This window comes from Nocardiopsis sp. CC223A (genome assembly GCF_030766825.1).
Taxonomy (GTDB): domain Bacteria; phylum Actinomycetota; class Actinomycetes; order Streptosporangiales; family Streptosporangiaceae; genus Nocardiopsis.
Genome location: NZ_JASFDV010000122.1, coordinates 1 through 13,836 on the forward strand (window position 1 = coordinate 1; position 13,836 = coordinate 13,836).

10 protein-coding genes and 1 pseudogene are annotated in these 13,836 nt (G+C 75.8%); 6 read left to right on the forward strand and 5 right to left on the reverse strand.

Annotated features, from left to right (window positions below; all coding sequences use genetic code 11):
- Together QJS33_RS29505 and QJS33_RS29510 are read right to left on the reverse strand one after the other, a co-directional pair.
- A pseudogene (locus QJS33_RS29505) lies at positions 1 to 615 on the reverse strand (hypothetical protein); the annotation flags it as partial.
- A gap of 6 nt (positions 616 to 621) precedes the next feature.
- Positions 622 to 789: a hypothetical protein gene (locus QJS33_RS29510; RefSeq protein WP_306371354.1), complete on the reverse strand. Its 168-nt coding sequence runs from the start codon at positions 787 to 789 to the stop codon at positions 622 to 624.
- A 219-nt stretch (positions 790 to 1,008) separates the two neighbouring features.
- Here QJS33_RS29510 and QJS33_RS29515 point away from each other — a divergent pair, with 219 nt between their 5' ends.
- From QJS33_RS29515 to QJS33_RS29525, 3 genes are all read left to right on the forward strand, one after another.
- Positions 1,009 to 1,956 (forward strand): PHB depolymerase family esterase, encoded by a 948-nt coding sequence (locus QJS33_RS29515; protein ID WP_306371355.1) that lies wholly within the window; start codon positions 1,009 to 1,011, stop codon positions 1,954 to 1,956.
- Positions 1,957 to 2,105: 149 nt separating this feature from the next.
- Positions 2,106 to 2,573 carry a hemerythrin domain-containing protein gene (locus tag QJS33_RS29520; RefSeq protein WP_306371356.1) on the forward strand — a complete coding sequence of 156 codons (468 nt, stop codon included), beginning with the start codon at positions 2,106 to 2,108 and terminating at the stop codon, positions 2,571 to 2,573.
- Between the two features lie 74 nt (positions 2,574 to 2,647).
- A complete protein-coding gene (locus tag QJS33_RS29525; protein WP_306371357.1) occupies positions 2,648 to 4,981 on the forward strand; it encodes a glycoside hydrolase family 3 N-terminal domain-containing protein in 2,334 nt (777 codons plus the stop codon).
- A 113-nt stretch (positions 4,982 to 5,094) separates the two neighbouring features.
- Here the strand turns inward: QJS33_RS29525 and QJS33_RS29530 are convergent, their stop codons facing one another.
- Complete coding sequence (locus tag QJS33_RS29530; RefSeq protein WP_306371358.1) at positions 5,095 to 5,613, reverse strand: pyridoxamine 5'-phosphate oxidase family protein; 519 nt, start codon at positions 5,611 to 5,613, stop codon at positions 5,095 to 5,097.
- 68 nt (positions 5,614 to 5,681) lie between these two features.
- Positions 5,682 to 7,022 carry a multidrug effflux MFS transporter gene (locus QJS33_RS29535; RefSeq protein ID WP_306371359.1) on the reverse strand — a complete coding sequence of 447 codons (1,341 nt, stop codon included), beginning with the start codon at positions 7,020 to 7,022 and terminating at the stop codon, positions 5,682 to 5,684.
- A 421-nt stretch (positions 7,023 to 7,443) separates the two neighbouring features.
- Between QJS33_RS29535 and QJS33_RS29540 the strand changes: the two genes are divergently transcribed.
- Entirely contained in the window at positions 7,444 to 9,990 is a 2,547-nt protein-coding gene (locus QJS33_RS29540; RefSeq protein ID WP_306371360.1) for a M14 family zinc carboxypeptidase, read from the forward strand.
- Positions 9,991 to 10,327: 337 nt separating this feature from the next.
- A complete protein-coding gene (locus QJS33_RS29545; RefSeq protein WP_306371361.1) occupies positions 10,328 to 10,792 on the forward strand; it encodes a GNAT family N-acetyltransferase in 465 nt (154 codons plus the stop codon).
- A 230-nt stretch (positions 10,793 to 11,022) separates the two neighbouring features.
- Here QJS33_RS29545 and QJS33_RS29550 read toward each other — a convergent pair whose 3' ends face one another.
- Entirely contained in the window at positions 11,023 to 11,775 is a 753-nt protein-coding gene (locus QJS33_RS29550) for an SDR family oxidoreductase (protein ID WP_306371362.1), read from the reverse strand.
- A 101-nt stretch (positions 11,776 to 11,876) separates the two neighbouring features.
- Here QJS33_RS29550 and QJS33_RS29555 point away from each other — a divergent pair.
- Positions 11,877 to 13,836, forward strand: a 1,960-nt coding sequence (locus QJS33_RS29555) for a BTAD domain-containing putative transcriptional regulator (RefSeq protein WP_306371363.1), incomplete at its 3' end; no start/stop codon positions are given.

Consider the following 13,836-nt stretch of genomic DNA (forward strand, 5'->3'; position numbering starts at 1 on the left):
GTGGGAGCACAGCCGCAGGAGCGGGGCCGAGCCCAGGCCGGCCGGCGGCGCGTCCAGCCCGTGCCGTCGCGCGGTGCGGTCCGGGCGCAGCCGCTCGGCGGCGGTGGCGTGTTCGGCGATGCCCTCCAGGAACACGGCGCGGGGCACCCTGTGGTGGGCGGCGAACCCCTCGGCGACGGTGTAGGGCAGGCCGTACAGGGCCCGGGCCGAGTAGTGGGCGCGGCGGTGGGCCTCCAGCAGCGGGGCGGTGGAGGGCGGGGAGCGCCGGGTGGTGGGGGAGGAGAACAGGAACCGGGCCACCTCGTCGGGCAGCCGCACGCGGGCGTGGCGGGCGGCGGCGCGCAGGCCGTCGCGGTACTTGAGGGCGTCGAGCTCCAGGGGGCGCCGGGCGATCCAGGAGCGGATGACCGCGCGGGTGCGGCGGTTGTTGACGCGTTCGGCGGCCAGTGCCCGGAACAGGCGGTACACGCGCTGGGGCGGCATGAGCGCCAGCCGGCGGCGGATCAGGGAGTTCTCCCGGGCTCGCGCGTCCGGGTCCTGCCCGGGGCGCGGGTGCGCGAACAGGGTGTGCACGATCCGGGCGGCGTTGTGGTCGTTGACGTGCAGCGTGAGCATGAGCCCCTACAGGTCGGGCAGGGTGCCGTGCACGTACTCGTGCAGGAAGTCCAGTGACAGGCGCTGGTCCCCGGCGTCGCCGTGGAACTCGTCCTGGCCGGTGGAGGAGATCGCCGCGGCCGTGAAGAGCAGCAGGTCCTCGCGGGCCAGCAGGTCGGTGCAGGTGTCGGCCATCGTTCGGGGAGGGGCCGGGGGGAAGGGGTGCGGACCGGGGCGGTGTAGGCGTGACCGGCGTGAATGGTGCGTACAAGGCAGTTCCCGGAAGTCACGGCCGAAGTCCCACGGCCCGCATGGCGAACGTAGCAAAGGGGCGCCCCGCGGGAGAAACCTTTTGTGAGGTAGACGGCGATAACGTCTTCGATGTCCGGATGTGGCCATGGGAAGGAGCGCCGCGTGCCCCTGCGCTCGCTCGTCCGCTCGGTGCTGGTGCTCGCCCTGGCGGCCCTGGCGGTGGCCGTCCCCGGCGCGGCGGTCCCGCACGACCCGGACCGGGGGCGACATTCCACGGGGTGCGGGCTGCCCGCGCCCCATCAGCCGGGGGAGACTGCACGGTACTCCCTGGTCAGCGGTGGTGTGGAGCGCGAGTATCTGGTCCGCCTGCCCCGGGATTACACCCCCGGCCGCACCTGGCCGGTGCTGCTGGCCTACCACGGGCGCGGCGGCGGCGCCGAGGGCATGGCCGGGTACTCGGGGCTGACCGGGCTGCCCGCGGTCGTGGTGCTGCCCGACGCGCTGCTCGGAGAGGGCGGCCGCTCGGCCTGGCAGGGCGCTCCCTACTCCCCGCCCGGGGTGGACGACGTCGCCTTCACCCGCGCGCTGTTGGACACGGTGGAGTCGCGGACCTGCGTGGACCGCACCCGGGTCTACGCCGCGGGCATGTCCAACGGGGGCGGGTTCACCGCGGTGCTGGCCTGCGCGGCGCCGGAGCGGATCGCGGCGATCGCGCCGGTGGCGGCGGCGTTCTACCCGCACGGCCTGGAGTGCGACACCTCCCGGGCGGTGCCGGTGGTCTCCTTCCACGGCACCGACGACAGCACCATCCCCTACACCGGCGATCCCGGCCGGGGCCTGCCCGACGTCGCCGACTGGAACGCCGACCGGGCCGCGGCCAACGGCTGCCGGCGGGGTCCGGAGGCGGAGCGGCTGGGGCCGGACGTCACCGCCCTGGAGTGGACGGGCTGCGCCGGGGGCGCCGACGTGCGGCACCTGGTGGTGGCCGGCGGAGGGCACACCTGGCCGGGCGCGGCCTCCGCCGGCGGCTCGGGCCGCACCACCGACACCGTCCGGGCGTGCCGGGAGCTGTGGCGGTTCGTGGCCCGCCACCGCCTGCCCCTCACCTGACCCGGCCCCGCGGCGGGCGCGCGGCCCCTCCCCATCCGCCGCCCTCGGTCCCGGCCGTGCCGCCGTGCCCGCTCCGCCCTCCCGGCGGGACGGGCGCGGGGCTGTTAGCCTTCCGGAGGTTCTCGAAGGCCTGCGCGACGAGGGGGACGATGGGCGAGGGGCGGGCCGCGGCGTGGCGGCGCGAGTTGGAGGCGGTCCACCGCAGGCTGCGCGACGCCATCGGCCTGGCCCGCGCCGCCATCGACCGCGGCGAGGACTCCGGGACGCTCTCCCGGGACCTGCTGCTGTACTGCCACGGGTTCTGCCGGGCCCTCACCGGTCACCACCGCAGCGAGGACGCCGCCCTCTTCCCCCTGCTGGTGGCCGCCGACCCGGGGCTGGCCCCGGTCGTCTCGCAGCTCAAGCAGGACCACTCGATGCTCGACCACCTCATCGGCGCCCTGGAGAAGGCCCTGGACCGGGGCGGTGACGCCGAGGAGCTGCACCGCCACCTCGACGGCATCGAGGCGGTCATGGAGACCCACTTCGGGTACGAGGAGCGCAGGATCGGCACCGCCCTGGACACCCTCGACGCCGGGGATCTGGACCGCACCGACCTGTTCGGCCCCATCGCCTGACCCCCGGGCCCCTTCGGCGCGCGGCCCGGTGACGTATAGCGTGGACGTCCATGGGATCGCTCCCATGGCTGTCCGTGACCACTGGCAACACCCCGTCGCCGCAGGAGGAACCCCTGGTGAACGCCCCGCACCCCTACCTCGACCCCGCGCTGAGCGTCGCCGAACGGGTCTCGGACCTGCTCGCACGGATGACCCTGCCGGAGAAGGTCGGCCAGATGCTCCAGCTGGACGCCCGGGGCGGGGTGCGCCCCCTGGTCGAGGACATGCACGTCGGCTCCCTGCTGCACACCTCCCCGGAGCTCGTCCTGGAGGCCGCCGCCCTCACCGGGCGCACCCGGCTGCGCATCCCCCTGCTCGTCGCCGAGGACTGCATCCACGGCCACGCCTTCTGGGAGGGCGCCACCGTCTTCCCCACCCAGCTCGGCATGGCCGCCACCTGGGACCCCGGCCTCATCGAGCGCGCCGCCCGCGCCACCGCCGCCGAGGCCGCCGCCACCGGCGTCCACTGGACCTTCTCCCCGGTCCTGTGCATCGCCCGCGACCTGCGCTGGGGCCGGGTCGGCGAGACCTTCGGCGAGGACCCCCACCTCATCGGCGAGTTCGCCTCGGCCATGGTGCGCGGCTACCAGGGCACCGGTCTGGACGACCCCACCGCGATCCTGGCCTGCGCCAAGCACTTCGCGGGCTACTCCGAGACCCAGGGCGGCCGCGACGCCACCGAGGCCGACATCTCCCGGCGCAAGCTCCGCTCCTGGTTCCTGCCCCCGTTCGAGCGGGTCGCCCGCGAGGGCTGCCGCACCTTCATGCTCGGCTACCAGTCCATGGACGGGGTGCCGATCACCGTCAACTCCTGGCTGCTCGACGAGGTGCTGCGCGGTGAATGGGGCTACACCGGCACCCTCGTCACCGACTGGGACAACGTCGGCCGCATGGTGTGGGAGCAGAGGATCCAGCCCGACCACACCCACGCCGCGGCCGCCGCCGTCAGGGCCGGGAACGACATGGTGATGACCACCCCCGGCTTCTTCGAGGGCGCCCAGGACGCCGTCGCCCGCGGCATGCTCGCCGAGGAGGAGATCGACGCCGCCGTCGCGCGCATCCTCACCCTCAAGTTCGAGCTCGGCCTGTTCGAGGACCCCCGCCACCCCGACCCCGTCCGCCAGCGCGCCGTCATCGGCGCCCGGGAGCACACCGACCTCAACCTGGAGGTCGCCCGCCGCTCCCTGGTCCTGCTCGCCAACGACGGCACCCTGCCGCTCACCGACGAGCGCACCCCCGGCCCCGACGGCCGGGCCGCGGCCCGCCCCGGCGAGGCCGCCCGCACCATCGCCGTCGTCGGCCCCAACGCCGACGACCCGCACACCCAGCTCGGCGACTGGGCGGGCGCCTCCGGCCAGGTCGACTGGCTGCCCGAGGGCCACCCCCGGGAGCTGACCCGCACCGTCCTGGACGGCCTGCGCGACCACGTCCCCGAGGGCTGGAAGGTCGTGCACGCCCGCGGCGCCGACATCTGCCGTCTGGGCCCGGACCCCGCCGGGGCCACGTTCCCCGACGGCCAGCCCCGCCCGCCCGTGGTCCACCCCGCCGAACCCGACGAGACGATGATCGCCGAGGCGGTCGCCGCCGCCGAGGGCGCCGACCACGTCGTCGCCGTCGTGGGCGACCGCATCGAACTGGTCGGGGAGGGCCGCTCCACCGCCACCCTGGAACTCGTCGGCGCACAGACCGCCCTGCTGGACGCGCTCGCCGCCACCGGCACCCCCATGACGGTCGTGGTCATCGCCTCCAAGCCCTTGGTGCTGCCGGAGTCGGCCCTGGGCGCCGCCGCCCTGGTGCACGCCGCCAACCCCGGCATGCAGGGCGGGCGGGCGATCGCCGAACTCCTGCTCGGGCTGATCGAGCCGTCCGGGCGGCTGCCCGTGTCCTACGCCCGCCACGCCGGGCAGCAGCCGACCTTCTACAACCAGGTGCGCGGCCAGCACGGGGACCGGTACGCCGACCTCACCCAGCGGCCCGCGTTCGTGTTCGGCGAGGGGCTCGCCTACACGACGGTCGAGTACTCCGACCTGGTGGTCACCGAGGCCGACCTGGGCGTCGGCGACACCGTGCGCGCCGAGGTCACCGTCGCCAACACCGGGGGCCGCCCGGCGGTGGAGACCGTGCAGGTGTACGTCTGCGACACCGTCACCTCGGTCACCTGGGCCGACCGGGAGCTCAAGGCCTACCGGCGGGTGGAGCTGGCCCCGGGGGAGTCCCGCCGGGTGGGGCTGGAGGTACCGGTGGCCGAGTGCACCCTGGTGGACGCCGCCGGGGTGCGGCGGGTGGAACCGGGGAACTTCGAGCTGCGGGTGGGGCCGTCCTCCCGGGAGGAGGACCTGCTGCGGGCCTCCTTCACCGTCCGCGCCTGACAGCGGGCGGGGGCGGGGTCCCGGGTGGGGGGCCGCGGGCCCTCCCCACCCGGTCGGCCCCCGGCGCCCTTGCGGGCACCGGCGCGGGTCCGCGGGTCACTGCCGGGAACGGCTCACGGCCACACGTCGAACCGCCACCGGGTGGGCGCCGGGCCGTCCTCGTCGGTGGGGAACGCGTACACGTCGGAGGGCACCACCGTGTACACCCCGTACGGGGGCGGCCCCGCCGTCGGGGCGCCCTCCGGGCCGGTCAGCTCCCCCTCGCCCGGGACCGGGGCCCAGCCGTGGAGTTCGGCGTAGGCGGCCGCCACCCAGGTGAGGCGGTCGCGGTCGCGCACCGGTTCGGCCGTCCCCTCCACGACCGCGTCCATCCCCGCGACCGTGAACGCCAGGCTCACCCGCGGCGCCCCCGCCAGCAGCCGGGACTTGGCGGTGCCCGCACCGGAGGCGAAGAACGGCTGGCCGCCCACCCACACCGCCAGCACCGGCCGGGTGTGCGGGGCCCCGCCCGGTCGCACCGCCGTCAGCCACGCCGTCCCCGCCTCCCGCGACAACCGGCCCAACGCCTCCTGCCACTCGGCCGCCCCCTGCTCGGTCAGCGGACGGGCCTGCGGGTTCGGAAAGGTGGACATGCCGCTCCCCCTGGTCGCCTTGTACGAACCGCCCAGGCTAACGGCCCCGGCCGACATTCACCCCGGATTCACGCGGCTCGCGTCCGGGCGCGTCGCGCGCCGACCGCCGTCACGGAGAACACCGCGGCGGCGCCCACCGCGGCGGCGAGCATCACCGCGCTCATGCCGGACAGGGTCACCGCGCCGCCCCACCCGGCCAGTGCGGCCACCGCCGAACCCAGGCCGAACTGGAGGGTGCCCAGCAGCGCCGAGCCGCTGCCGGCCCGGTCGGCGGGCAGGTGCGCCAGCGCCAGCGCCGTGGCGTTGGGCGAGACCAGCCCGGTGAACAGCATCATCACGAACAGGGCCGCGGTCACCGACGCCAGCGACGCGGCGTCGGCCGCGGCCAGCGCGGACAGTGCCCCCACCGACGCGATCGACCCGGTCAGGCCCAGCAGCAGCCGCCGGTGGATCTCCACGTGCCGCACCAGCACGGCGTTGACCTGGTTGCCCAGGATCATCCCGAGCGTGGTCACCGCGAACACCAGGGCGAACCGCTGGGCGTCGGCGCCCAGTTCGTTGTGGGACACGAACGAGAACGCCGAGATGTAGGTGAACGACATGCCGAAGCTCAGCGCCAGGGTGAGGGTCGGCAGCAGGAACCGCGTGTCGCGCAGCAGCGCGCCGAACACCCGCAGCTGGCCGCGCGGGTCCACCGCGGTGCGGTGCTCCCGGGGCAGGCTCTCGGGCAGCGCCCACCAGACCAGGGCGGTGGTGAGCAGGCCGACCGCGCCCAGCGCGCCGAACAGCACCGGCCACGGGCCCAGGAGCAGCAGCTGCCCGCCCAGGATCGGCCCGAGCATGGGGGCCAGGCCCGACAGCAGCACCAGCCGGGAGAAGAACACGGCGGCGGCCTCGCCGTCGAAGACGTCGCTGACGATCGCGCGGGACACGACCAGCCCCGCGGCCGCCGACAGCCCCTGGAGGAACCGCAGGGCGGAGAAGACCTCCACGGTGGGCGAGAAGGCGATGGCGACCGTGGTCGCGGTGAACACGGCGGTGCCGGCGAGCAGCGGGAGGCGGCGCCCCCAGCGGTCGCTGAGGGGGCCCACCACCAGCTGGCCCAGGGCCATCCCGGCCATGACCGAGGTCAGGGTGAATTTGACGGCCGACTCGCTCGTGCCCAGGTCGGCGGCGATGTCGGGGAGCGCGGGCAGGTACAGGTCGGTGGCCAGCGGGCCGACGGCGGACAGCGCGCCCAGCACGATGACGAGCAGTAGGGCGCGGGCCCGGCCGGGCGCGGCGGGCCGGGGCGTCGGGGCCGCCGGGACGGGCGGGGCCGGCGCGGGGGCCGGGGGAGTCGGGGCCGCGGGAACGGTTGTCGGGGTCGCCGCGTGGCGGCGATCGGGGCGCACGGAGGCAAGGGTCACCGGAGAATCTCCTACCGGAATCGGGATGTTCAGGGGTGCGCGGAACGCGCGGTGCGCAGGCGCCGGGAACCGCCTTCGGGCGGGGCGCCGTGGATTGACCCCGAAGGGCCGCACTCCGGGCTCCAACACGGGTCGGGGGGCGGGAAGTCCCGGGTCGGGCGGCGGAAATCCGTGATCCGGATTACGGTGGCGCGATCCCCTGCGGGACAGGCGGATCGGGGGAGCGTGGCGACCCCCACGGGCCGATCCGTACCGACCGGACGCCCTGGTCGGGTAGGCGCCGCATCCGCCGACACCGCGGCGGATCCGGGGCCCGTCAGGAGACGGGACGTCGTACGAAACACGGTTTTCACGGCAGGCCGTCTTGTCCCCCCGGCCGCGTCCGGGATAGGAAGCGAAAAGCCCCCCAGGAAGGACCCCCGTGTACCCATCCCCGCCCGTCCGCCGCCGGTCCGCGCTGACGGCCCTCGCCGCGGCGGTCGCCGCCGGCGTGCTCGCCGCCCCCGCCCCGGTCCTGGCCGACCCCGCCCTGCGCGAACACGGCAACGGACCCGAACGCAACGACGTCGCCGCCGTCCCGTTCCAGGACACCGCCCGGACCTTCGCCGCCCCCGCGCCGCCGCAGGTGCCCGGGGTGGACGCCGACGCCCCCTACCCGCGCCGGAGCGAACTGCCGGTGCCCCCGGAGGACCCCGGCGACCACTCCGTCAAGCTGGGCCTGACCCCGTACCACGACCTCGCCCCGGCCCTCAACGAGCTGATGGAGGAGTCCGACCGGGTCAGCGCCGAGGTCGTCGGCACCAGCACCCGCGGCCGGGACCTGTACCTGGTCACCCTCACCGAACCGGAGAACCGGGGCCGCGCCGACCAGCAGCGGCGGATGCGCGAGCTCATCGCCGAGGACCCGGCCCGGGCCGCCCGCGACCGCACCCTGCCCGACCGGTACAAGGCCCCGGTGCTGGTCAACGCCAACATCCACGGCAACGAGTGGGAGGGCACCGACGCCTCGCTGCGGGTCATCGAGGAGCTGGCCCACAGCGAGGAGCCCGCCACCGAGGAGCTGTTGGAGGGGGCGCGGCTGTACTTCGTGCTCACCGCCAACCCCGACGGGCGGGTCGCCGGGACCCGGGCCAACGGGGCCGGGTTCGACCTCAACCGGGACTTCGTGACGGTGTCCCAGCCGGAGACGGCGGCGGTGCGCCAGGTCATGATCGACACCCAGCCGCTGGTCATGGTGGACCAGCACGGGTACGTCAACGGGACCCTCATCGAGCCGTGCACGCCCCCGCACGGGCAGAACTACGAGTACGACCTCTTCATCGAGAACACCTACGCCAACGCACTGGCCATGGAGGAGGCGGTCCTCGACCTGGGCTACACACCCGAGGACGACGGGGTGCGTCCGCCGCAGATCCCCTTCCGGGACAGCGCGGACGGCTGGGACGACTGGCCGCCGATCTTCACCCCCATGTACGCGCCCTACCAGGGGGCGGTCGCCTCGGCCACGGTCGAGTTCCCGATGCGGGTCAACAACGCCGACTACCGCGACCTCCCCGAGGAGGAGCTGCGGCGGCGCTCGGCCATCAACACCGACATCTCCGCCGCCACCATCGAGGCGACCATCGAGTTCGCCCGGGAGAACCGGGAGGAGCTGATCGCCGACCAGATCGAGGTGTTCCGGCGCGGCGCGGCCGGTGAGGAGCAGGTGGTCCCGCCCGAGGGGTGGGTGCCCGGGTTCGGCCCCGAGGACGTGTACACCACCGAGTTCCCGCGCGCCTACGTGCTGCCGGGGCAGGACCGCGCCACCGCGCGGCTGGTCGACTTCCTCATCGCCAACGACGTGCGGGTGGAGCGTGCGGAGGAGGCGTTCACCGCCGGGGGCGACGCCTACCCGGCGGGGTCCTACGTGGTGGACATGCACCAGCCCAAACGCGGGATGGCCAACGTGCTGTTGGAGGCGGGCCGCGACATCAGCGACGACGTCGAGACGATGTACGACATCTCCGGGTGGAGCCACGGCCTGCTGTGGGGCGCCCGGGTCGATCCGGTGCAGGAGGCGGTGGCGGTACCGACCGCCGCGGTGGCGGTGGCCGCGCCCACCGGCCGGGTGGAGGAGCCCGGAGCGGCCGGGTGGCGGCTGGAGGTGGTCGACGGCTCCGACGCCGCGGCCCTGAACGGGCTGCTCGCCGCCGGGGTGGAGGTGACCTGGGACGGGGGCGGCGCGGTGGTCGCACCGGGGGCGGCCGAGGCGGTCGCCGAGGCCGCCGACCGGCACGGGGCGGTGTTCGCGGCCGCCGAGGAACCGGGCGGGACCGCCCTGGAGCCGGTGACCGTGGCGGTGGCGGGCGCCGCCGACGAGGTGTTCACGCTCCAGGAGCTCGGCTTCGACCCGGTACCGGTGTCCACGGCGGTGCTCAACGGCGGGTTCGACTGGTCGGACGTGGACGTGCTGTACGCGGGCGCGGGCCTGGTGTACGCCGACCTGGACGCCGACGCCCGGGACGCCCTGGACGGGTTCCTCGCCGACGGCGGCGGCCTGGTGGGCCGCGGCGTGACGGGTGCCCGGCTCAACGACCAGGCGGGGCTGTTGGACGTGACCCGGGTCGCGGGCCGTTCCGACGCCAACGGCGTGGTGGCCGTGGCGGCGGGCCGGGGCGAACTCACCGGCACCGGCGGGCACACGTTCGTGTACTCGCCGGGCTGGTTCACCGACCTGGGCGGGGGTGTGGCGGTGGAGCAGTCCTACGCCGCCGATCCGCTGGTGGCCGGTCACTGGCGGGCCCACGCCGACGGCTCGGGCGGCCCGGACGCGGCCGCCGGGCGGGCCGCGGTGGTCAGCGGAACGGCGGACGGTACGGCGGTGGTGCTCTTCGGCACCGAGCCGATGTTCCGCAACCACCCCAAGGGGCTGTTCGGCCAGGTGGCCCAGGCCCTGTACTGGACGGCCTCGGCCCCGCCGCAGACCTGACCCGCACCCGGCCCGGCTCCGGGCACCGGGCAGGGGCGGGGCGCCGCACACCGGTGGGCGCGCGGTCGCCGGTGTGCGGCCGCGCGCCCGTCCGGCCCCGAGGCGTTTCCGGTCGGGGGGGGCGCGCCTCGGTGCGGTGGCCGGACCCGCAGCCCGCGGACGGCATCGGCCCCGAGCCCTTCGAGCGGTTCCCGGAGCAGGGCGCGGACGCTTTCGAGTCCCCCTTCCCCCACCGCCCCGGTGCGGTGGCGGGCGTTCGGCCGGGGCGCCCGCGCGGTCCGGCGCCGGCGGAAAACCCGTGTCGCTGTGCCGGGGCCGGGTTCTACAGTGGTCGACCATGAGCACCACCTCCCTCCGCGCCGTGGAGATCACACCCGACAACGTCCGGTCCGCGATCAAGGTCCGGGTCCGCGAGGACCAGAACACGTTCGTCGCCCCCGTCGTCCACTCCCTCGCCGAGGCCTACGCCTCCCGCGGTACCGCCTGGCCCCGCCTCATCCTGGACGGGGACCGGCCCGTCGCCTTCGTCATGGCCAACTTCGACCCCGACGAGGACGAGCCCGACCACCGCTGCGGCATCTGGCGGCTCAACGTCGCCGAGGGCGAGCAGGGCAGGGGCTACGGCCGCTTCGCCGTGCAGGCCGTCCTGGACGAGGCGCGCCGCCGCGGCCAGAAGCGGGTCACCGTCTCCTGGGTCCCCGGTGAGGGCTCGCCCGAGGAGTTCTACCTCAGGCTCGGTTTCCGCAGGACCGGCAAGGTGGACGAGGGCGAGGCCGTCGGCGAGCTGTTCCTGGACGGCTGAGGCGCACCCCCGGCACCCGTGTCGCCCCCGCCGACCCTCCCGACCAGGGGGTACGGGCCCACGGGCCACGGGTCGTCCGCGCGCAGTGCGGAGGACCCGCCGGGGAGCAGAGCACCGTCGACCATCGTGACCCCCCGTGTTCCCGACCCCGGGTCGGCGTGACACCGGTACCGGAACGCGACAGGCGGAACGCCGGGACGGCGGTGGCCGGATCCGGCCACCGCCCCCGGTCAGTGCAGGCCCTGCCCCAGACCGCCGTCCACGGCCAGCTCCACCCCGGTCGTGAAGGTCGCCTCGAAGCCGAGGAAGAGCACCGCCCGCGCCACCTCGGCGATCGTGCCGTGCCGCTTCATCGGGGTGATCTCGTCGCCCATCCGCCCCATCTCCGCCCTCTCGGCCTCGGTGGCGTCGGTGAACCCGCCCGAGGGGGTGTGGATGAAGCCCGGAGCCACCGTGTTCACCCGGATCCCGCGCGGCAGCAGCTCGGCGGCGAGCACCCGGGCGAACGCCCTCAGCGCGGCCTTGGTCCCGCTGTACGCGCCCATGCCCGAGGAACCCGTCAGGTTGGTCACCGAGGTCGTGAACACGATCGACCCGCCGTCGGCCAGCAGCGGCAGCAGCCGCTGCACGGTGAAGAACGGGCCCTTGGCGTTGATCGAGAACATCCGGTCGTAGGCCTCCTCGGTGGTCTCGGCGACCGGGGAGAGCCCGGACACGCCCGCGTTGACGTGCAGGAGGTCGATGCCGCCCAGGTGTTCGCGCACGCTCCGGGCCAGGGCGTCGGTGTCGGCGAGGTCGGCGGCGTTCGCCCGCACCGCGTGCACGGCGGGGCCGAGTCCGCCGCGCACCTCCTCCAGGTTCTTCTCGTTGTTGCCGGTGAGCAGCACCCGGGCCCCGCCGGCCAGCAGTTCCTCGACCACGCCCAGGCCCATGCCGTGCGTACCGCCGATGACCACGGCCCGACGGCCCTCGTAGACGCCCATGTCGTCCCCGTTCCCTCGTGGGGCGGCCGGTCGCCGCCCTCGATGGGACCACGGTGCCCGCGGCCGCCACGGGTGTCCTACGGGAACGCTACGGTTGGCGCATGCACGTGGGGGTGTTGGGTCCGCTGGAGGTCCGGGCCGGGGACGGGAGTCCCGTCGCGGTCCCCGACACCAGGGTCCGCACCCTGTTGGTGCTCCTGGCGCTGGCCCGGGGCCGGGTGGTGCCGGTCGACCGGCTGGTCGCCGACCTGTGGGGCGAGCGCCCGCCGGCCCGGCCCGCGGCGGTGCTCCAGGCCCGTGTCTCCCAGCTGCGCGGGGCCCTGGAACGCGGCGAACCGGGCGGGCGCGCCCTGGTGCGCCACCGGCCGCCCGGTTACCTGCTGGACGGCGCCGACCTGGACCTCGACCGGTTCGAGGGCCTGCTCTCCCGGGCCCGCGACGCCGCCCCGCGCGAGCGCGCCGGCCTGCTCTCCCGGGCCCTGGACCTGTGGCGGGGACCGGCCGCCGCCGGGTTCGCCGACCTGGACGGGGTCCGGGAGGAGGCCGTCCGCCTGGAGGAGCGGCGGCTGACCGCTCTGGAGGACCTGGCCCGGACCCGCCTGGAGCTGGGCGACCACGCCGGGCTGGCCGACGACCTGGCGGGCCCGGCCCGCGAGCACCCCTACCGGGAGCGGTTGCACGCCGCCCTGCTGCGGGCGCTGTACGCGGCCGGGCGCCAGGGCGAGGCGCTCACCCGTTACGAGGAACTGCGCACCCGGCTGGCCGACGACCTGGGTGTGGATCCCGGACCGGAGCTGACCGACCTGCACCGCGCGGTCCTGCTCCAGGACCCGGACCTGAAGCGGGAGCCCGCTCCGCCCGCGGGGAACCTGCCCGCCCCCGCGGCCGAACTGGTGGGGCGTGACACCGAGGTCGCGGCCGTGCGCGGCCTGCTGGAACGCCACCGCCTGGTCACCGTCACCGGACCCGGCGGGGTGGGCAAGACCAGCCTGGCCCTGGCGGCGGCCCTCGGCGCGGCCGCCGACCCGGCCCTGCCGCTGGACCTGGCCGCCCTGGACCGGGACCCGTACACCGCACTGGCCACCGCCCTGGGCGTGCGCGACGGCGACGGCGACCTCACCGGCCGGATCGCCGCGCTGCTGCGCGGCCGTCGCGCCCTGCTGGTCGTGGACAACTGCGAGCACGTCGTGGACGAGGTCGCCGACCTGGCCGCCGGTCTGCTGGCGGCCCTGCCCGACCTGCGGATCCTGGCGACCTCCCAGGTGCCCCTGGCCGTGGCGGGCGAGTACCTGTACCCGCTGGCGCCCCTGGACGCACCGGTCGACGACACCCCGGCCGCGCTGGCCGCCTCCCCGGCGGCCCGCCTGTTCCTGGCCCGCGCCGAGGCCGCGGGCGCCCGTCCCGGCACCGACCCGGACACCGTCGCCGCCGTCGCCGCGATCTGCCGTCGCCTGGACGGCATCCCCCTGGCCCTGGAGCTGGCCGCCACCCGGCTGCGCCACCTGGGGGCCGCCGACCTGGCCGCCCGCCTCGACGACCGGTTCGCCCTGCTGGGCACGGGCCGCCGGGACGCGCCCGCCCGACAGCGCACCCTGCGCGCCGCCATCGACTGGAGCTGGGAGCAGCTCGCCGCCCCCGAGCGGGCGCTGCTGTCCCGGCTCGCGGTGTTCGCCGACGGCTGCGACCCGGCCGCCGCCGAGGCGGTCGGCGAGGGTTCCCTGGACCTGGTCGGCGCCCTGGTGGACCGGTCGCTGGTCGTGGCGTCCACCCGCCCGGAGGGGACCCGGTACCGGCTGTTGGAGTCGGTGGCGCTGTACTGCCTGGAGCACCTGGCCGCGGCGGGGCGGGAGCACCGGGCCCGCACCCGGCACGCCGTGTACTTCGCCGGCCTGGCCGAGGCCGCCGACGCCCGCCTGCGCGGCCCGGGGCAGGCGGAGGCGCTGGCCCTGCTGGACCGGGAGGAGGCCAACCTGCGGGCCGCCTCCGACTTCGCCGTCCGGGCCGGCGACGCCGCCACCGCCCTGCGCCTGGCGGTCGCCCTCACCTGGTACCGGTACCTGC